This is a genomic window from Nonomuraea sp. H19, assembly GCF_052068215.1.
Classification (GTDB): domain Bacteria; phylum Actinomycetota; class Actinomycetes; order Streptosporangiales; family Streptosporangiaceae; genus Nonomuraea.
Map to the genome: position 1 here is coordinate 391165 of NZ_JBQHCV010000001.1, position 18967 is coordinate 410131.

At 70.5% G+C, this 18967-nt stretch carries 16 protein-coding genes; 11 read left to right on the forward strand and 5 right to left on the reverse strand.

The features are described 5' to 3' along the window. Positions 1 to 45 precede the first annotated feature (45 nt). Together ACTMTI_RS01850 and ACTMTI_RS01855 are read left to right on the forward strand one after the other, a co-directional pair. Entirely contained in the window at positions 46 to 975 is a 930-nt protein-coding gene (locus tag ACTMTI_RS01850) for a glycosyltransferase family 2 protein (protein ID WP_441117796.1), read from the forward strand. A gap of 4 nt (positions 976 to 979) precedes the next feature. Next, entirely contained in the window at positions 980 to 2041 is a 1062-nt protein-coding gene (locus tag ACTMTI_RS01855) for a glycosyltransferase family 4 protein (RefSeq protein ID WP_441117798.1), read from the forward strand. On the opposite strand, the gene ACTMTI_RS01860 is transcribed toward ACTMTI_RS01855, so the two are convergent. Continuing rightward, positions 1942 to 2901: a lysylphosphatidylglycerol synthase domain-containing protein gene (locus ACTMTI_RS01860; RefSeq protein WP_441117800.1), complete on the reverse strand. Its 960-nt coding sequence runs from the start codon at positions 2899 to 2901 to the stop codon at positions 1942 to 1944. The genes ACTMTI_RS01855 and ACTMTI_RS01860 overlap by 100 nt on opposite strands. 160 nt (positions 2902 to 3061) lie before the next feature. Between ACTMTI_RS01860 and ACTMTI_RS01865 the strand changes: the two genes are divergently transcribed. The 7 genes from ACTMTI_RS01865 (at position 3062) to ACTMTI_RS01895 (ending at position 12528) form a co-directional block, all read left to right on the forward strand. After that, positions 3062 to 3889, forward strand: coding sequence for a methyltransferase domain-containing protein (locus ACTMTI_RS01865; RefSeq protein ID WP_441117802.1), 828 nt, complete (start codon positions 3062 to 3064; stop codon positions 3887 to 3889). A 56-nt stretch (positions 3890 to 3945) separates the two neighbouring features. After that, positions 3946 to 4833 (forward strand): lysylphosphatidylglycerol synthase domain-containing protein, encoded by an 888-nt coding sequence (locus tag ACTMTI_RS01870; protein ID WP_441117804.1) that lies wholly within the window; start codon positions 3946 to 3948, stop codon positions 4831 to 4833. Between the two features lie 93 nt (positions 4834 to 4926). Continuing rightward, positions 4927 to 6042, forward strand: coding sequence for a glycosyltransferase family 4 protein (locus ACTMTI_RS01875; protein WP_441117806.1), 1116 nt, complete (start codon positions 4927 to 4929; stop codon positions 6040 to 6042). Between the two features lie 32 nt (positions 6043 to 6074). After that, positions 6075 to 7154, forward strand: a complete 1080-nt coding sequence (locus ACTMTI_RS01880) for a sugar phosphate nucleotidyltransferase (protein ID WP_441117808.1) — start codon at positions 6075 to 6077, stop codon at positions 7152 to 7154. A 40-nt stretch (positions 7155 to 7194) separates the two neighbouring features. Beyond that, entirely contained in the window at positions 7195 to 8088 is an 894-nt protein-coding gene (locus tag ACTMTI_RS01885; protein ID WP_441118139.1) for a DNA-3-methyladenine glycosylase family protein, read from the forward strand. Positions 8089 to 8137: 49 nt separating this feature from the next. Next, positions 8138 to 10693, forward strand: coding sequence for a bifunctional FO biosynthesis protein CofGH (locus ACTMTI_RS01890; RefSeq protein WP_441117810.1), 2556 nt, complete (start codon positions 8138 to 8140; stop codon positions 10691 to 10693). Between the two features lie 80 nt (positions 10694 to 10773). Beyond that, positions 10774 to 12528 (forward strand): substrate-binding and VWA domain-containing protein, encoded by a 1755-nt coding sequence (locus ACTMTI_RS01895; protein WP_441117812.1) that lies wholly within the window; start codon positions 10774 to 10776, stop codon positions 12526 to 12528. Between the two features lie 107 nt (positions 12529 to 12635). Here ACTMTI_RS01895 and ACTMTI_RS01900 read toward each other — a convergent pair whose 3' ends face one another. The 3 genes from ACTMTI_RS01900 to cofD form a co-directional block, all read right to left on the reverse strand. Then, on the reverse strand, positions 12636 to 13376 hold the full coding sequence (locus tag ACTMTI_RS01900) for a lytic polysaccharide monooxygenase (RefSeq protein WP_441117814.1): 741 nt from the start codon (positions 13374 to 13376) through the stop codon (positions 12636 to 12638). 93 nt (positions 13377 to 13469) lie between these two features. After that, a complete protein-coding gene (locus ACTMTI_RS01905) occupies positions 13470 to 14762 on the reverse strand; it encodes a coenzyme F420-0:L-glutamate ligase (protein WP_441117816.1) in 1293 nt (430 codons plus the stop codon). After that, a complete protein-coding gene (cofD, locus tag ACTMTI_RS01910; protein ID WP_441117817.1) occupies positions 14759 to 15697 on the reverse strand; it encodes a 2-phospho-L-lactate transferase in 939 nt (312 codons plus the stop codon). Before cofD ends, ACTMTI_RS01905 begins: the two co-directional genes overlap by 4 nt. A gap of 179 nt (positions 15698 to 15876) precedes the next feature. Between cofD and ACTMTI_RS01915 the strand changes: the two genes are divergently transcribed. Both ACTMTI_RS01915 and ACTMTI_RS01920 read left to right on the forward strand, forming a co-directional pair. Next, positions 15877 to 17829, forward strand: a complete 1953-nt coding sequence (locus ACTMTI_RS01915; RefSeq protein WP_441117818.1) for a hypothetical protein — start codon at positions 15877 to 15879, stop codon at positions 17827 to 17829. Positions 17830 to 18136: 307 nt separating this feature from the next. Then, complete coding sequence (locus tag ACTMTI_RS01920) at positions 18137 to 18397, forward strand: WhiB family transcriptional regulator (RefSeq protein ID WP_020546325.1); 261 nt, start codon at positions 18137 to 18139, stop codon at positions 18395 to 18397. Positions 18398 to 18520: 123 nt separating this feature from the next. Here the strand turns inward: ACTMTI_RS01920 and ACTMTI_RS01925 are convergent, their stop codons facing one another. After that, the gene (locus ACTMTI_RS01925) at positions 18521 to 18961 is read right to left on the reverse strand and encodes a metallopeptidase family protein (RefSeq protein WP_441117819.1); all 441 of its coding nucleotides are present in this window, start codon (positions 18959 to 18961) and stop codon (positions 18521 to 18523) included. Positions 18962 to 18967: the final 6 nt, after the last annotated feature.

Sequence of the window (18967 nt, forward strand, 5' to 3'; positions counted from 1 at the left end):
TCAAGTGCACCCGCCTTCCGGCCGGGCACAGTACCCTCGACCCCTGTGAGCACGCTTGAGACCCCCAAGAGTGGACCTGCCGTGGAAGAAGCGCCGTACGTCACCATCGTCCTCCCCTGCTACAACGAGCAGGATCACGTCATCGACGAAGTCGAGCGCATCACGAAGGCCATGGACTCCAGCGGCTACACCTACGAGCTCGTGGCCATCGACGACTGCTCCAGCGACGCCACGCTGGCCAGGCTCAAGGAGGCCGCGTCCAGCTACCCGCACCTGCGCGTGCGCGCCTTCCACCGCAACGGCGGCTCGGGCACCGTGCGGCGCATCGGCTCGCAGGAGGCCAGGGGCGAGATCGTCGTCTGGACCGACGCCGACATGACCTACCCCAACGAGCGCATTCCCGAGCTGGTCCAGCTCCTGGAGAAGGACCCGACGATCGACCAGGTCGTCGGCGCGCGCACCAGCGAGGAAGGCTCGCACAAGCTGCTGCGCGTCCCCGCCAAGTGGGTGATCCGCAAGGTGGCGGAGAAGCTGGCCGGGCAGAAGATCCCCGACCTCAACTCCGGGCTGCGGGCCTTCCGCAAGTCGGTGGCCAAGCCCTACCTGAGGCTGCTGCCTCCCGGGTTCTCCTGCGTGACGACGATCACGCTGTCGTTCCTGTCCAACCAGCACGACGTCTACTATCTGCCGATCGGATACGCCAAGCGGGCCGGCAAGTCGAAGTTCAGCTTCGTGTCCGACGCCTACCGCTACATCCTGCAGGTGCTGCGGATGATCATGTACTTCAACCCGCTCAAGGTCCTCATGCCGCCCGCGTTGTGGCTGGTGACGATCGGGTTCGTGAAGGGCGTGTGGGACATGATCCAGCACCCGTTCTACTTCCCCGCCAACACGGTCATGATCTTCCTGTCCGGGATGCTGATCGGGTCCGTGGCGCTGCTGGCCGACCTGATCGTGCGCTCGCGGGGAGAGTAGGCACGTGCGGATCGCGATCGTCGGACCGACCTATCCCTACAAAGGCGGCGGGGCGCAGCACACGACCGAGCTGGCACACCGGCTCGCGGCCCTGGGACACGACGTGGTGATCGAGTCGTGGCGGGCGCAATATCCGTCGTTCCTCTATCCCGGGCAGCAGACGATCTCCACGCCCGAGGGCACGCCCTATCCGAAGACCGTGCGCCGGCTCGACTGGCGGCGGCCGGACGGGTGGGTGGCGGCGGGGCGGCGGCTGCGGTCGGCCGACCTGGTGGTGCTGGCGGTGCTGAGCCCGGTGCAGGTCCCGGCCTATTTGGGCATCCTGTACGGGCTGGGGCGGAAGGCCAGGACGGTCGCCCTCTGCCACAACGTGCTGCCGCACGAGCGCAAGCCGTACGACGAGCCGCTCATGAAGGCCCTGCTCAAACGGGTGGATGGCGTGCTGACGCACTCCGCGGAGCAGGCCGGGCTGGCCGGGGGGCTCACGGGCAAGCCGGTCGGCGTGGCCGCGCTGCCGCCGCACCTGCCCTCGACCACGGCCGAGCGGTCCGCGCAGGTGCACCGGCGGCTGCTGTTCTTCGGCATCGTCCGGCCGTACAAAGGGCTGGACCTGCTGCTCAGGGCGCTGCCCGACGGGATCTCGCTGACCGTGGCGGGGGAGTTCTGGGGCGGGCTGGACGAGACGAAGGCGCTGATCGACGAACTCGGCATCGGCGACCGGGTGGAGCTGCGGCCCGGCTACGTGGCCGCCGACGATGTGCCGAAGCTGTTCGCCGCGGCGGACGCGCTCGTGCTGCCCTACCGGAACGCGACCGCCAGCCAGAACGTCTGGCTCGCCCACGAGCACGGCGTCCCGGTGATCGCCACGCGCGTGGGGGCGCTGGCCGACCACGTCACCGACGGCGTGGACGGGCTGCTGGTCGAGCCGGGCGACGCCGGGGCGCTGCGCAAGGCGATCGAGCGGTTCTACGCCTCCGGCGAGCCCGAGAGGTTGCGATCGGGGGTCAAGGCGGTCGATCCGGAGCCGTACTGGTCGGCGTACGCCGGGACGCTGCTGGCCACCTGACGGCCGAGCAGGAAGGAGACGCCCGCCGCCGTCGCGTCCGCCAGCGTGAACGCCAGCCGCGACACGATCGCCACCGCGAGCGCCGGCGCGGTGCCGAGGACCGGCCCGAGCACCAGCACCAGCGCGCCCTCCCGGATCCCGACGCCCGCCGGGACCACGAACGCGAGCAGCCCGGTCGCCCACGCGAACGCGTAAGCCCCGGTCGCGATGAGGTAGAGGTCCGCGCGGCCGGAGAGCAGCCAGACGTGGACGCCGTACACGAACCAGCCGAGCGTGGTCCACGCCACCGCGACGACCACGGTGCGGCCGGGCAGCACCTTCTCCAGCGGCTCCTTGCGCGCGATGCGCAGCGCCAGGTTGAGACCCCAGGTCAGCACCTTGGGATGCAGGCACACGATGATCACCGGCACGAGCAGCACGAGGTACCACGCCTGCCGCACCGCCTCCAGCGACCCCAGCGTCGCGGCGGCGATCGAGACGGCGATCCCCAGGTTGATCACCAGGCTCAGTGAGATCGTCGCGAACGTGCGCCGCGGCGGGCTGCCATGGTCCCGGCCGAGATCCATCATCGCCGCGTACGCCCAGACCGCGCCCGGGATGTATTTGCCCAGCTGGCCCACGAACATGATCCGCCCGGCGATCCGCAGCGGCACCCGCGTGCCGAGCCCCACCAGGATCTCGCGCCAGGCGATCAAGACGCAGAACTGGCCGAGCAACACCGCGGCGAATGCTCCGAGCACCGCCCACGGCGACATCGCCGCCACGGCTCCGGTGGTCTCTTCCCAGTTATTGGCCAAGCCGTAACCGAGAAAACCGAGCGCGACCAGGGCGAGGACCACGCGCAGCAGGCGACGGAGCATTGGCTCAGGTTACGCGCGGTTCGGCTGGTAAAGCCAGACGACAAGCCCGCCTCCTCGGTGCGGAACCGCGGATCCGTGCCGGCGAGCTCCCGCACCAGAGCGCGGGCGTCGGCCACCGCACCAAAGCGGATCGGCGCCGAGGTGGGTACTGTGGGGCTCCGTGGGAAAGCAACGGGTCGCGCAGCTTGAATACTCCGAGTTCCAGTCCGCCATGCTCGACGAGGAGAAACGGCGGCGGAAGGCGGCGAAGATCATCGCGGTGCTCGAGCACTTCCACGGGCCGCTCGGCGGGCTGACCGTGGCCGACGTGGGTTGCTCCGCGGGATTCATCGCCGACGAGCTGGCGCAGGCCGGGGCCAAACACACGCTGGGCATCGACATCGACGTGCCGGGGCTGCGCAAGGCCGCCGACCGGTTCGGCGAGCGGGTGGCGTTCGTGTGCGGCGACGGCACCGCGCTGCCCTTCCCCGACGGGTCCATCGACGTGCTGGTGTTCAACCACATCTATGAGCACGTCGTCGATCCGGACGGGGTGGTGGCCGAGATGCACCGCGTGCTGTCCGACGACGGGGTCCTCTATCTCGGGCTGGGCAACCGGCTCGGCGTGATGGAGCCGCACTACAAGCTGCCCTTCCTGTCCTACCTGCCGCCCGCGCTGGCCGACCGCTACGTGCGGGCGTCCGGGCGGGCCGACCACTACTACGAGCGCTTCAGGACGCGGCGCGGGCTGCGCAAGATGCTGCGTGCCTTCCACGTGTGGGACTACACCTTCCCCGTGCTGGCCACGCCGACCAAGTTCGCCGGTGGCGAGCTGTTCCCCGGCCTGCTGGGGCGGGTGGTGAAGGGCGCGCTGGCCCGCACGCCGCGCGAGGTGCTGAGGTTGCTGCTGCCCGTGGTGCCGACGTACCTGTGGGTGGCCACCAAGACCCCGAAGCGCCCGATGGGCGCGGCGCTGCCGCAGCCGCCCGAGCGGGTCCGCCCCTTGTGAACGCCGACGGATCCGGCAGGCCCGCCACCGTCCGCGGCACCGCGGAGGATGCGCCCGTGAGTCCTTCCCGGCCCGGGCGGGCGCTCGCCAAGAAGCTCATCCGGTTCGGGTTCCTGCTCATCGCGCTCGGGTTCGGCGGGTGGGCCGTGGCGTCGCAGTGGGACTCCGTGCTGGCCGGGTTCGCCAGGCTGTCGTGGCCCGCGCTGGCCGGGTCGCTGGCCGCCGTGGTCGCCGCGTTGCTCGGCGCCATGCTCACCTGGCGCACGCTGCTGGCCGACCTCGGCTCGCCGCTGCCGCTCCGGCCCGCCGCCAAGGTGTTCTTCGTGGGCCAGCTCGGCAAATACATCCCCGGTGCCGTCTGGCCCATGCTCGCCCAGATGGAGATGGGCCGCGACCTGGGCGTGCCGCGCTCGCGCAGCGCGGCGGCGTTCTTCCTGATGATGCCCATCCAGCTCGCCACCGGCCTGCTGGTCACGCTCGTCACCCTCGGCTGGGAGCGCTACGGGTGGCTGCTGCTGCTCATCCCGCTGCTCCTGGTCCTGCTCGAACCCAAGGTCATCAACGCCCTGATCGGGTACGCCCTGCGCAGGCTCAAACGCGACCCCCTCGAACGTCCGCTCACGCGCCGCGGCATGCTCGCCGCGCTCGGCTGGGCGCTGGCCGGCTGGACCGCCTATGGCGTGCACCTCTACTTCATCGCGCCTCAGGCCGGCCTGCTGTTCGCGGTCGGCGCCTTCGCGCTGTCGTGGTGCCTGGGCATCATGACCTTCGTCGTACCGGCGGGCGCGGGCGTGCGGGAGGTCGCCATGGTCGCGGTGCTGGCTCCCCAAATGGACAGCGGTCGCGCGATCGCGGTGGCGCTTTCGTCCCGCATCGTCATCATCGTGGGGGATCTGATCTGCGCCGGGTTGGCGGGAATCGCATCGCGCCGCGACTCGGTGTGATTTGGCCCACGATTTAGGGGAGGCTGGTCATAAGGTGAACTTTAGAGGGGGACGCCCAGTCCCACGTTGATCTTGAGGGGAGAAGATCTTCGTATGCCTCGTGTGCTCGTTGACGCGGCGGCCGTCCCCGCGGACCGCGGCGCGCTGATCAGATATGTGGACGGGCTCGTGGCGGCCCTGGATCGGGCCGGGGCCGACCTCGCCGTAGTCTGCCAGCGGTCCGAAGCCGAGCGATACCGGCGGCTGGCGCCGTCGGCCGACGTCATTTCCGGGCCCGTCGCCATCACCAACAGGGCCGCCCGGCTCGCCTGGGAGCAGACCGGCCTGCCGCTGCTCGCCCGCCAGGCAGGGGCCGACGTGATCCACGCCCCCTACTACTCCATCCCGCTCAGCTCCGGCCTGCCGACCGTCGTGACGGTGCACGACGCCACCTGGTTCACCGAGCCCGACCAGCACAGTTCGCGGGCGTCGTTCTTCCGCTCCGCCACCCGCATGGCCGTACGCCACGCGAACCGCGTGATCGTGCCCTCCAAAGCGACGCGGGACGAGCTCGTCCGCGTGCTGTCCGCCGACCCCACCCGCATCGACGTCGCCTACCACGGCGTCGACCTGACGCAGTTCCACCCGCCGACCGAGGAGGAGATCAGCCGGGCCGCCATCCGCTGCGGGCTGCACGGCCAGCATTATGTGGCGTTCCTGGGCAACCTCGATCCCCGCAAGAACGTCCCCAACCTCATCCGGGGCTTCGCCGCGGCCGTGAAGCAGCTCGACAAGCCGCCCGCGCTGGTGCTCGGCGGCGGCGTGCACGAGGATGACGTCGATGCCGCCTGCCGCGAGGTCGAGGCCACCGTCAGGGTCGTGCGTCCCGGCTACCTGCGCGCTCCGGACCTGCCCGGATTCCTCGGCGGGGCGCTCGTGGTGGCCTTCCCCTCGCGCGGCGAGGGGTTCGGGCTGCCGGTGCTGGAGGCCATGGCCTGCGGCGCCCCCGTGCTGACGACACACCGCAGCTCGCTGCCCGAGGTGGGCGGTGACGCGGTCGCCTACACTGAGCCGGACGCGGACAGCATCGCCGCGGCGCTCGGGCAATTGCTGGCCTCTTCAGAACGGAGACGGCAACTGCGGGAAGCGGGGCTGGCGAGAGCAAGGGAATTCACGTGGGACGCCTCGGCCGAAGCGCACCTCAGCTCATACCAACGCGCTATGGAATAGTTCGGTAACCTCACGGAGTGATGGAGAGCTCATTGCCAGACCTCGAGGCGATCCTCCTGGTCGGGGGGCAGGGCACGCGCCTGCGTCCGCTGACACTGGGCACGCCCAAGCCGCTGCTGCCAACTGCCGGAGTGCCGTTCCTGGCCCACCAACTGGCCCGTGCGCGAGCGTTCGGCGTGCGCCGGATCGTGTTCGCGACCTCGTACAAGGCGTCGATGTTCGAGCCCGCCTTCGGCGACGGGTCGGCGTTCGGGCTCTCCCTCGAATACATCACGGAGGAGACCCCGCTGGGCACCGGCGGCGCGATCCGCAACGCCGCCGAGGCGCTCACCTCCGGCCCTTCGGATCCCGTGCTCATCCTGAACGGGGACATCCTCTCCGGGCATGACATCGGCGACCAGGTGCGCATTCACCTCGCACGCGAGGCCGCTGTAACGCTCCATTTGACAGAAGTGGACGATCCCACCCGGTTCGGATGCGTGCCGACGGACGAGAGCGGGCGGGTCACGGCGTTCCTGGAGAAGACCCCCAATCCGGTGACCAACCGGATCAACGCCGGATGCTACGTCTTCACCCGGTCGGTGATCGACTCGATCCCGAAGGACGAGATCGTGTCGGTGGAGCGGGAGACGTTTCCCGGGCTGATCGAGTCGGGGCGGCTCGTGCTCGGCTATGCCGACCGCACCTACTGGCTCGACGTCGGCACCCCCGCCGCCTTCGTCCAAGGCTCGCGCGACCTCGTGCTGGGCCGGTTGCACTCGCCCGCGCTGCCCGGGCCGACGGGTGAATACCTGGCGCTCGATGGGGCCCGGGTCTCGCCCGAGGCGAAGGTCCAGGGCGGCACGGCGGTCGGCGCGCGGGTCGTCGTCGAGTCCGGGGCCACGGTCGCCGGCTCGGTGCTGAGCGACGACTGCGTCATCGAGGTGGGCGCCTGCGTGACGGACTCCGTGGTCGGCAAGGGCGCGCGGATCTGCGCGGGCACGGTCGTGTGCGATGCGGTGATCGGCGACGGGGCCATCGTGGGGCCGGGCAACGAGCTGCAGAACGGCGTGCGGATCTGGCCCGGGATCGAGCTGCCCGAGCGGGCGGTGCGTTACTCCAGCGACATCTGACGCTCGAACACCTGAGCGGTGGGTGCAGACTGGACGGGTGATGGAGCGCAGGTGGGTGCCCGAGGGCGCGCTGGACGTGGGGCTGGCACTGCTCCCGCACAAGCGCGGCGGCGGCGATCCCACCTGGCGCCGGAGCGCCGACGGGGCCGTGTGGCGCACTTCCAGGACTCCGGACGGGCCGTGCACGCTCAGGGTGAGCGTCACGGACGGATGCGTGCACGGGCAGGCGTGGGGGCCGGGAGCGGGCTGGGCGTTGGAGACGCTGCCGGCGTTGCTGGGGGCCGATGACGACATTTCTGGATTTAGCGTCAAACATGATGTCCTGGCGGACGTTGCCCGGAAATATCCAGGTTTGCGGATCGGCCGGACGGGTCGGGTCATGGAGGCGCTCGTACCGGCGGTGCTGGAGCAGAAGGTCGTCGGGCAGGAGGCGTGGCGGGCCTGGCGGTGGCTGCTGCACCGGTACGGCGAGCCCGCGCCCGGACCGGCGCCGGACGGCATGCGGGTGATCCCCGAGGCGACGGTGTGGCGGCAGATCCCGAGCTGGCACTGGCACCGCGCGGGCGCCGAGGCCGTGCGCGCCAAAACCATCGCCAACGCCGCCTGGCACGCCGGCAAGCTGGAGGCCGCCGCGACCACCCAGGAGCTCGACCGGCTGCTGCGGGCGCTGCCGGGGATCGGGGTTTGGACCTCGGCTGAGATACGCCAGCGCGCCTTGGGCGATCCCGACGCCGTGAGCGTGGGGGACTTCCATCTGGCCAAGCTCGTCGGATACGCCCTGACCGGGGAGAAGACCGACGACCCCGGGATGCTGCGGCTGCTGGAGCCGTACCAGGGGCATCGGCATCGTGCGACGGTGCTCGTCTGGCTGTCGGGACTGCGCCCGCCCGCGCGCGGGCCGCGGATGTCCGTCCGCGACTACCGGTCGTTCTGACCCGCCCTGGGTGCGGGCCACGAACCCAGCCCGTCGTACTGTGCCTTCTATGGATCTGGTCAGTGATTCCGCGTTCCGCCGTGCTCTCGCCCGCGCCCGCGACGGCAAGAGTCTTGACGTCACCGAGGCGACCGTACTGTTGCAAGCCCGTGGGGACCATCTCGAATCCCTGCTGGAACACGCCTCCCGCGTCCGCGACGCCGGACTGGAGGCCGTGGGCCGGACGGGGGTCATCACCTACAGCAGGAAGGTGTTCATCCCGCTGACCAGGTTGTGCCGGGACCGGTGCGGATACTGCACATTCGCCACCGCGCCGCACAAGCTGGACTCGCCGTTCCTGAGCCCTGACGAAGTGCTGGAGATCGCCCGGCAGGGGGCGGCGATGGGGTGCAAGGAAGCGCTGTTCACGCTGGGGGACCGGCCGGAGGACCGCTGGCACCAGGCTCGCGAGTGGCTCGACGCGCACGGCTATGACGACACGCTGTCGTACGTGCGCGCGATGGCGATCCGGGTGCTGGAGGAGACCGGGTTGCTGCCGCACCTCAACCCCGGGGTGCTGAGCTGGCGCGACCTGCAGCGGCTCAAGCCCGTGGCGCCGTCGATGGGGATGATGCTGGAGACGACGTCGCGGCGGCTGTTCGAGGAGAAGGGGCAGGCCCACTACGGCTCGCCGGACAAGGACCCGGCCGTACGGCTGCGCGTGCTGGAGGACGCGGGCCGGACCAACGTGCCGTTCACGACGGGGATCCTGATCGGGATCGGGGAGACCATCCAGGACCGGGCCGAGTCGATCTTCGCGATCCGGCGGGTGGCGCGAGAGTACCGGGGGATCCAGGAGGTCATCGTCCAGAACTTCCGCGCCAAGCCGGACACGGCCATGCGCGGCCTGCCCGACGCCGACTTGCAGGAGCTGGCCGCCACCATCGCCGTGGCCCGCCTCGTCCTCGGGCCGCGCGTCCGGATCCAGGCGCCGCCCAACCTGGTGGACTCCGAATACGCGCTCATGATCCGGGCCGGGATCGACGACTGGGGCGGCGTGTCGCCGCTGACCCCCGACCACGTGAACCCCGAACGGCCCTGGCCGCAGATCGAGGAGCTGGCTTCCCGTACGGGGGAGGCGGGGTTCCGGTTGCGGGAGCGGCTGACGATCTATCCCGAGTACGTGCTGGCGGGGGAGCCCTGGCTGGATCCGCGCCTGTACGCGCACGTCGCCGCGCTGGCGGACCCGGCCACGGGGCTGGCGCGCGAGGACGCGGTGCTCGAAGGCCGCCCCTGGCAGGAGCCCGACGGCGGGTTCTCCTCGTCGGGGCGGGTCGATCTGCACGTGGAGGTGGACTCGTCGGGACGCACCCACGATCGGCGCGACGACTTCGACCACGTCTACGGCGACTGGGACGCTTTGAAGGACCGCCTCGGCACGGTGGGCTCCGCCGTGACGCCTGCGGAGGTGCGGCAGGCGCTCAGGCGGGCGGAGGTGGATCCCGCCGGGTTGACCGACGACGAGGCCGTCGCGTTGCTCTCGGCCGAGGGGGAGGCGCTTGACGAGCTGGCGGCCATCGCCGATGCGCTGCGCCGCCAGACCGTGGGCGACGACGTCACCTACGTCGTCAACAGGAACATCAACTTCACCAACGTCTGCTACACCGGCTGCCGCTTCTGCGCGTTCGCCCAGCGCCGCACCGACGCCGACGCGTACACCCTGAGCCTCGACCAGGTGGCCGACCGGGCCCAGGAGGCGTGGGAGGCGGGGGCGACCGAGGTGTGCATGCAGGGCGGCATCCACCCCGATCTCCCCGGCACCGCCTATTTCGACATCGCCAGGGCTGTGAAGGCCAGGACTCCGGACATGCACGTGCACGCGTTCTCGCCGATGGAGGTGATCAACGGGGCAAGCCGTACGAACATGTCCGTACGGGACTGGCTGGAGGCGGCCAAGGAGGCAGGCGTCGACTCGCTTCCCGGGACGGCCGCGGAGATCCTCGACGACGACGTGCGCTGGGTGCTGACCAAGGGCAAGCTGCCGACGAAGGAGTGGATCGAGGTCATCACGACGGCGCACCGCGTGGGCATCCCGACGACCTCCACCATGATGTACGGGCACGTCGACACCCACCTGCAGTGGATCAGGCACATCAAGCTCATCAGGCGCCTGCAGGAGGAGACCGGCGGGTTCTCGGAGTTCGTGCTGCTGCCGTTCGTGCACACCAGTGCCCCGATCTATCTCGCCGGGATAGCCAGGCCGGGTCCCACCGCCCGCGAGAACCGGGCGGTGCACGCGCTGGCCAGGATCCTGTTGCACGGCGCGATCGACAACATCCAGTGCTCCTGGGTGAAACTCCGCGACGACCTGTGCCGCGAGGTGCTCCAGGGCGGCGTGAACGACCTCGGCGGCACGCTGATGGAGGAGACCATCAGCCGGATGGCGGGCTCGGAGAACGGCTCCTACAAGACCATCAGCGAGCTGAGAGAGATGGTCGAGGTCTCCGGCAGGCCGGTCAGGCAGCGCACCACCGAATACGGCGTCCCGGCCCCCGAACGCCTCCAGGCGTCCGCGGCGAGCGACGGCGTCTGCCAGAGCGTCAGAAGGGTCTTGCCGATGGCGTAGTTGTAACATGTTCTAACAACAGCTTGCACCCGCCATGGGAGGCGTTGAGAGAATCATCACTCCCGGGAGAGGGGTTCACCGTGCGGTTAGGCCAACACCGCGCCGCGCTGCCCCGTGAGCAGCGCCGCAGGAAAGCGCTATGGCGCGGCATGCTGGCGGGGCTCACGGCCGTGGCCATCGTGGCCGGCGCCCTCGTGGTGGTGTTCGGCGGCGCCGGCGCGCTGTGCTCCGCACGAGAGCCTGTTCTCGTCAGCGTGGCCGCCGCGGTCGACGTGGCTCCGGCGGTCATGGAGGCGGCGGGTCGCTTCAACGAGACGAAGACGTCAGTGGGCGGCCGGTGCGTGCTGGTCCAGGTGACGGAGCACCCGCCGGCCACCGTCCTGCGGACGCTGATCGGCGACCGGGCGGGCGTGCTGCGCGAGCGGCCCGACGGGTGGATCGCCGACTCATCGGCCTGGATCAGGCTGGCCCGCCAGCAGGGCGCGAGCGCGCTGCCCGCGGGCGAGAGCGTGGTGGCGACCTCGCCGCTGGTGTTCGCCACCCGCTCGTCGCTGGCCCAGCGTTTCACGGTCGGCAAGACCGAGATGAACTGGCGGATGGTCTTCCCCTCGACGGTACGCGGACGGCTGACGCCCACGACGAACGAACCCGACGTCGTACGCGTACCCGACCCGTCCCTCGCCGGAGCGGGCATCGCGACCGTGGCCGCCGCCAGGGACGTCGTCGGCACGGGACCCGAGGCGGACAAGGCGCTGACCGCGTTCGTCCGGTGGGCGCAGGCGGGCTCGGCGCCCGACTACCGCAGCATGCTGACGGCGATCGACGACCGCGCGTTCTGGCAGCGTCCGGTGGTCATCGTCCCCGAGCAGTCGGTGTGGCAGCACAACCTGCGTCCCTCCGCCGACCCGGTCGTCGCGCTGCACCCGCGCGAGGGGACGATCAACCTCGACTACCCGTACGTCGTCACCGCCACCGACCCCACGGTCGCCGAGGCGTCCACGGCCTTCGCCGGCTGGCTGAAGGGGACCGAGGCGCAGGAGATCGTACGGCGGGCGGGGTTCAGGTCGGGCGACGGCGCCCAGGGGCCGATCTCGCGGGGGCCGCAGATCCCCGCCGCGGCCCCGAAGACCAGGTCGTCGGTGTCGGCGGAGGACATCGACGAGGCGCTGCGCGCCTGGAGCAGGCTGGCCCCGCCGACCAACATCCTCGTGCTGGCCGACACGTCCAAGCACATGGCCGAGCCGCTGAAGGGCGGCGACACCACCAGGATCAGCGTGGCGCTGGAGGCGGCCGAGATCGGGCTGCAGCTGTTCCCGGAGTCCACGCACATGGGGATGTGGGAGTTCGCGGACGGGCTCGGCCGCATCAAGGACTACCAGGAACGCGTCGGGCTCGGGCCCATCAACGAGCCGGAGAGCGGCCAGGTGGTCCGCAGGAGCCGCCTGGCCGAGCTGACCGGCACGATCACCGCCCACCCGGATCGGGACAGCTCCCTCCACGACGCGATACTCAGCGGCTTCCGGGAGGTCAGCGGGGAGTATCGCGAGGAGATGAACAACGCGCTCCTGGTGATCACTGCGGGCAAGGACGACGGCAAGGGCACGAGCCTGGCGCAGCTGCTCGACGCCCTGAAGCGCGAGTGGAAGCCGGACAAGCCCGTGCAGGTCATCGTCATCGCCTTCGGGACCGGTGTGGATCGCGACGGCCTGGGACGGATCGCGGCCGCCACGAACGGGTCGCTGCACGAGGCCAAGGAGCCGGGGGAGATCATCGACGTCTTCCTCGCCGCCCTGGCCCGCCGCCTCTGCCACCCCACCTGCAAGCCCACCCCCTGACACCCCGCGCCCAGCCCTCACCTGTCCTGGCGCGGCGCTGCTGCGGGCTGGGCGGGTGGCAGGGCATGAGAAGGGGGGCGCCGGAGCGCCCCCTTGTGTGCGGTCGGTCAGACGGGCTGCCAGAGCGCCGGGACGTTGGGTGGTTCCCAGCCGGCGAGCGAGGTGTGGGCCTGGATGCAGCGGTACGTGCGGCTGTTGTAGGTCACCGTGTTGCCGACCGCGTACGCGACGCCGGCCTTCCAGGTGCCCGACGGGCCCGTGGTCGGCGTGGGCGTCGGAGTGGGGGTTCGCGTCGGGGTGACGGTCGGGGTCGGGGTGGGCGTCGGGGTGCCACCGCCACCACCGATCCGCAGGTCGATGCAGGAGTAGAAGGCGTTGGTGGTGTCGGAGATGTTCCAGATCGCCAGGACCTTCTGGCGGCCGGAGTAGCCGGACAGGTTGACCGTGTGCGAGACCGTCGCCGGCGGCTGCTGGCCGTTGCCCTTGAACACGGCGACCCTGGTGTTGCCGATGTAGTACTCGTAGTCGAGCGTGGCGTGCCTGGCGGTGAACGTCCAGGTGAAGGTCACCGTGGAGCCCACCGACGCCACCGGCCATGGCTTGCTCTCGTCGCTGAGCTGGGCGAACTGCGGCAGGTTGGCGTGGCAGCTCCGCAGCCCCTTCGGCCCCTCCACGCTCTGCGGCTCGTAGATGATGTTGCCGCAACTGGGCACCTTGCCCTGGGCGCAGTTGGCCTGCCGGCTCGGGGGCGCGATGACGTACCCGTGCGCTAGCGCCGGGCTGGTGTTGAAGACCGTGGTGGCGATGGCGATCACCACCACGGTGATTAACGTGAGCGTCCTTCGCATGAAAGCGGCTCCTTTACATGGGGGGATGACCCTAAATGTAAAGGAAACTTTCCTAACGGTAAATGGCGAGTTGACTGCTGTTCCGCAACGCGGTCAACGCGTGAGGAGGAAGTCCCCCGGATCGCGGGGCGCGCGATCACGCGGCGGGGCCGCCGCGTGCCCCACGGCCACACAGCCCATCGGGTCCCAGGAGGCGGGCAGATCGAGCACCTCGCGGACGACCGGGCGGCAGAACATCGTGGACGACACCCACGCCGAGCCGAGCCCCTCCACGGCGAGCTGGATCAGGAAGTTCTCGACCCCGGCGCCGGTCGCCACCACGAACATCTCCCGCTCCGCGGCGTTGCGCCGATCGTCCCGGTAGGTGTGCGAACCGTCCATCACCAGACACGGCACCACCAGATACGGCGCGTTACGCAGCACGTCACCGCGCTTGATCCGCTTGGCGATCGACTGCTCGCTGAACCCGTCGCCGCGCAGGTCCTCGATCCACGCCTGCCGCATCGCGTCGAGCAGCTTCGTCCGCGTCTCCGGCGACTCGACCAGCACGAAGCGCCACGGGGTCGTGTGGTGCGGCGCGGGCGCGGCGATCCCCGCCGCCACGGCCCGGCGTACCGCCTCCGGATCGACGGGGCGGTCGGCGAACTCCCTGATCGTACGGCGGGCGAACACGACGTCCCGCGACCCGTACCGGAACAGGTCCTCGTCGGCCGCCCGCACCAGCGGCCTGACGCCGGGCCCGTCCTCGTCGGTGACCAGATGGGCCAGCCCGCGCACGATCGCCACGGGGACGCCGCCGAGCTTGCCCTTGACCAGCTCCGCCGCGCCCGCGATCTCGTCCGCCAGCGCCGTGACGGTGGCGGAGAGCTCGTTGCCGTAGCCGTCGGACGTGCCCCGGAAGTCGTCGAGAGGCCGCACGCCCGCCGCGCCGATGGCCACGTCGGTGAGCCCGTTGCGCCAGGGCCGGCCGAACGTGTCGGAGACGATCACGCCGACCCGCCGGGCCAGGCCTGCCCTGATGTGCCGGGCCGAGGCGTCGGGGTCCTCGGGGAGGAGCAGCACGGTGCCCGGCTCGGTGTTGGAGGCGTCGACCCCGGCGGCGGCCATGACGAAGCCGTGGCGGGTCTGGGAGATCACGGTGTCGCCGCGCCTGGCGACCACGCGCTCGGTCTCTTCGGCGATCGCCTGGCTGCGGTCGGGCGCCTGACGGATCCGGCCCTCGGCCTTGCTCACGATCTTGGAGGTGATGACCACGATGTCGCCGTCCAGGAGGCCGGCGTCCTTGAGCAGCGCCGCCACATCGTCCCCCGGCCGCACCTCGCCGATCCCCTCCACGGCGAGCACTTCGAAGTGGCGGGGGGCGTCCAGGCGTTCGGCGGCGGTCATCGGGCGAGCTCCAGAGCCAGGTCGACGGCGGCGCGGGCGATGGCGGCCGCGGCCTCGGCGTCGTGCATGAGAAGCGGGCGGGAGACCACCCGGACGCCGTCCAGCGCGACCCGCTCGTCCTCCTCCGCCACCAGCCAGCCGTCGATCAGCTCGGCGCCGTACAGCTCCAGCACCGCCTGAGCCGTCGTCTCCACCCCGATCGCGGTCAGGCAGGCATCGGCCATGCCCCGAACCGGCGCGCCGCCGATGATCGGCGAGACGCCGACCACGGTCTTGGCGGTCAGCGCGTCGCTGATGCCGGGGACCTGCAGGATCGTGCCGATGCTCACCACCGGGTTGGACGGCGGCAGGATGACCACGTCGGCCTGCTCGATGGCCTCGAGAACGCCCGGCGCCGGCTTGGCCGTGTCGACCCCCACCAGCGCGAACGACTGTGCGGGGACGGAGGCGCGCAGGCGTACCCACCACTCCTGGAAGTGGATGGCGCGCTTGCCGTGCTCGTCCTCGATCACCACGTGGGTCTCGCAGCGGTCGTCGCTCATCGGCAGCAGCCGCACCCCCGGCTGCCAGCGCGCGCACAGGGCCTCGGTGATCTGCGAGAGGGGGTAACCGGCCTCCAGCATCTGCGAGCGGACGATGTGGGTGGCGAAGTCGCGGTCGCCGAGGCCGAACCACTGCGGCTCGACGCCGTACGCGGCCAGCTCCTCCTTGACGACGTGGGTCTCCTTGGCCCGGCCCCAGCCTTGCTCCTCGTCGATGCCGTGGCCCAGGGTGTACATCACGGTGTCGAGGTCGGGGCAGACGCGCAGGCCGAACAGGGTGATGTCGTCACCCGTGTTGCCGATGACGGTGATCGAGGCGTCTGGCTCGGTGGCGCGCAAGCCGCGCAGGAAACGGGCGCCGCCGATGCCGCCGGCGAGTGACACGATGTGCATGCGGCCCAGTCTTTCACCGGCCTGTGACGACCCTGTCCCGGGTGTGGTTTTCCCCACTCCGTACGGCCTACTGGCCGGTATAGGCCGAATTGAGATAAAAGGGGTTGTTGGGACTCCCGCCGAGTAACTTGGCGATGTGGCAAACTCCCTTCGGGCCAAAGGGTCCGATGGGGGTACTTGTGAGCAAATTTGATGTCGCCCGGCTGAGGGAGCCGGCCGCCTGGATCATGCTCGTCACCGGACTGGTGAACGTGCTGCTGGCGGTTGGCCACATCCTGATCGGATCGGTGCCCGGCTCGTCCATCACGGAACGCGCGGCCTCGTACTTCTCCAGCGTGACGAACCCGGTCGTGACGGCGGTGCTGCTGGGGGCGGTGCTGCTGGTCACCAAGGTCGGCGAGCCGTCGCCCAAGGCGAAGCCGATCACGTACGGGGCGGCGGCCGGGCTGCTCGTGGCCTCGGTGTTCGGGATGCTGGCGCTCCTGCTCGGCCTGTTCGCCGGGAACGGCGTGCGGGGCACAGTGGAGTTCGTACTCCTGGGGGCTCCCGCGCTGGCGCTGACCGCCGTCGCGCTGGTCTACCTCCTCCCGCAGGTGATGCCCGAGCGCCCGGCCGCGCCTGTCTACTCCCAGCCGCAGTTCGGCCAGCAGCCCCCCTTCTTCGGGCAGCAGGACCAGCCCGCCGCCTACGGCCAGCAACCTGCCCAGCCCGTTCCCGGCTACGGCCAGCAGGCCCCCGCCGGCTATGGCCAGCAGCCGCCGACGGGCCAGCAGCAGCCTGGTTACGGTCAGCAAGAGCAACCGCCCCCTGGTTACGGCCAGCAGCCGCAGTCTGGCCAGCAGCCTGCTTACGGCCAGCAGCCTGCCTCTGGCCAGCAGCCCGGCTATGGTCAGCAGTCCGGCTACGGTCAGCAGCCCGGCCATGGTCAGCAGCCCGGCCACGGTCAGCAGTCCGGCTATGGTCAGCAGCCCTCCTCTGGTCAGCAGCCCGGCTATGGTCAGCAGCCGCCGAGTTTCGGCGGCGGTCAGCCCGAGCAGGCGCCCTACGCGCCGCCCGCCGACCTCCACCCCCAGTCCCAGCAGCAGTTCGGCCAGCCGGAGCAGCCTGCCCAGCCTCCCTACGGGCAGCAGCCGGAGCCGTACCAGCCGATCAGGGGTGCGCTTCCCCCGGCGCCCGCCGATCAGCAGCAGCAGGGCTTCGGCCAGCCTGAGCCGTCGCAGTCCGCCCCCTTCGGGCAGTTCGAGCCGTCGCAGTCCGCCCCCTTCGGCCAGCCCGACCAGGCTTTCCCGCCGCAGGGGTTCGGGCAGGACTCCGGGTTCGGGCAGTACGCCCCCGCCGACACGGCCCCGAGCGCCGACCGCCAGGCGCAGCAGCTACAGGACTACAGCACCCCGCCGGCTCAGGACTACAGCACCCCGCCCGCGGAGTACCAGCCCGCCCCGTACGTCCCGGCGGACAGCCAGCCGAACCTGTACGGCCAGCCGAGCCCCAACCCGTACGCGCCCCCGAACGACCCCTACGCACCCCCCGCGAACGACCACAACGCGTACACGCCCCCGGACACCGCGCCCAACGCCTTCGCCGCCCCCACCGGCCAGGCGTACCCGACCGGCGACACCTCGCCGAACGTCCCGTACCCCCCGGCGGAGCAGCCGTACTTCGGGCAGAGCGCGTTCGACCAGCAGCAGCAGCAGGGCGGGACCCCGTTCACCGGCTATTCCGGCACCGAGTACGGCACTCCGTCCGCCTACCAGGAGCCCGACCCGCCTGTGGACCCGCGGTCCCAGCAGCTCATGGACGCCTACCAGCAGGCGGAGACCTACCAGTCGACCGCCGGCACGACCCCCGACCTCCGCGTGCCGGACTACGCCGGCCAGGCCAGGCCGTACGACGACCCGTTCGGCCACCCGCAGCAGAACGCGTACGAGCCCCAGCAGGGCGCGTACGAGCCGCAGCCCTACCAGCCGAGTCACCAGGCGCCGACCGGCTGGAACGAGGCGCAAGCGGAATCGACGATGAGGATCGACCCGTCGTCGACGAGGGGGGACGCACTCAGCGGCGAGCCGCGCCGCCAGGGAGACGACCCCATCGACCCGACCGCCATATACACCCCCAACGAGCCACGCAGGTAACGGACCGGCAATGAACTGCTAGAGAGAAGGTGGGCCACGGGCGGGCGTCTATCCCGCCCTGGTACGGTTCGGACGCTGACAGGTTGAACGCGCCAGGCCGCAGACCATCGCCGGCCGGGCGAGAACATCACATGCCAAGCACACCGGGGCGAGATCTGGTCTTTCCCCGGATACCCGCATGCCGCTTGACGTCAGCTACGGCACCCGCGTGTAATTACAACCATGTTGTTACGCCTTCCAGTGGGTGGGTAATAAGGAAGGCGTCCATGGGGGGCTCCATTGCGGGCGGGCGGCAGGGAGGTGTGCAGTGACCGATCCGGTCATCGCACAGGATCAGCTTGACGCTGAAGAACTCGGCTGGCAGGAGCGTGCGTTGTGCGCGCAGACGGATCCAGAGGCGTTCTTCCCGGAGAAGGGCGGCTCCACCCGAGAGGCCAAGAAGGTCTGTCGATCATGCGAGGTCCGTGCCGAGTGTCTCGAATACGCACTCGAACACGATGAACGCTTCGGCATCTGGGGTGGGCTGTCCGAGCGGGAGCGCAGACGGATCAAACGCCAGGCCGTGTAACTATATGGCGATGGGGTCATGCGGGCCGCCGTATGGCCCCTTTTCGCATGTCCCTGATTTGGTTTCGCAGGCCCGACCGCATGGTGGTGCCGTGATAGCCCCCGAGGCCCTCGGGGGCGCTGATCAGCGGCGGTCGTCGTAACCGGGGTCGACGGTTTCGGGGGAGAGGCCGAGGAGAGTGGCGACCTGTTCCACGACCGTGTCATGCACCATGGCACCCAGCGTGTCGCGGTCCCTCGCCCTGGCCTCCAGCGGGCGACGATAGATCACCACCGACGCGGGGTTCTGGCCGCTTGCCACGTCCGCGCGCCCGAACGGGATCGGGTCGGAGGTCAGGCCCGGGCCGTCGTCCAGCTCGCTCAGCGGTGGCACCTCCTCCACCGCGAACTCCACCGCCGACAACTGCCGCTCCCATCGGGGGCGGAGGCGGTCGACGGCGTCGAGGACGAGGTCGTCGAAGCGTTCGCTGCGGGACTTGGCCATGGGGACGTGGGAGGGGGCGAGCGGGCCACGGAGGCCGCGACCGTGGCGATCGCGCCGTCGGGGACCGCGCTTCGGAGTCACAGGGGC

What these genes read in the sequence shown, in the direction of transcription:
- ACTMTI_RS01860 (WP_441117800.1), bottom strand. Translation starts at nt 2,901, where the DNA reads ATGCTCCGTCGCCTGCTGCGCGTGGTCCTCGCCCTGGTCGCGCTCGGT.
- ACTMTI_RS01875 (WP_441117806.1), top strand. Translation starts at nt 4,927, where the DNA reads ATGCCTCGTGTGCTCGTTGACGCGGCGGCCGTCCCCGCGGACCGCGGC.
- ACTMTI_RS01885 (WP_441118139.1), top strand. Translation starts at nt 7,195, where the DNA reads ATGGAGCGCAGGTGGGTGCCCGAGGGCGCGCTGGACGTGGGGCTGGCA.
- ACTMTI_RS01890 (WP_441117810.1), top strand. Translation starts at nt 8,138, where the DNA reads ATGGATCTGGTCAGTGATTCCGCGTTCCGCCGTGCTCTCGCCCGCGCC.
- ACTMTI_RS01900 (WP_441117814.1), bottom strand. Translation starts at nt 13,376, where the DNA reads ATGCGAAGGACGCTCACGTTAATCACCGTGGTGGTGATCGCCATCGCC.
- cofD (WP_441117817.1), bottom strand. Translation starts at nt 15,697, where the DNA reads ATGCACATCGTGTCACTCGCCGGCGGCATCGGCGGCGCCCGTTTCCTG.
- ACTMTI_RS01905 (WP_441117816.1), bottom strand. Translation starts at nt 14,762, where the DNA reads ATGACCGCCGCCGAACGCCTGGACGCCCCCCGCCACTTCGAAGTGCTC.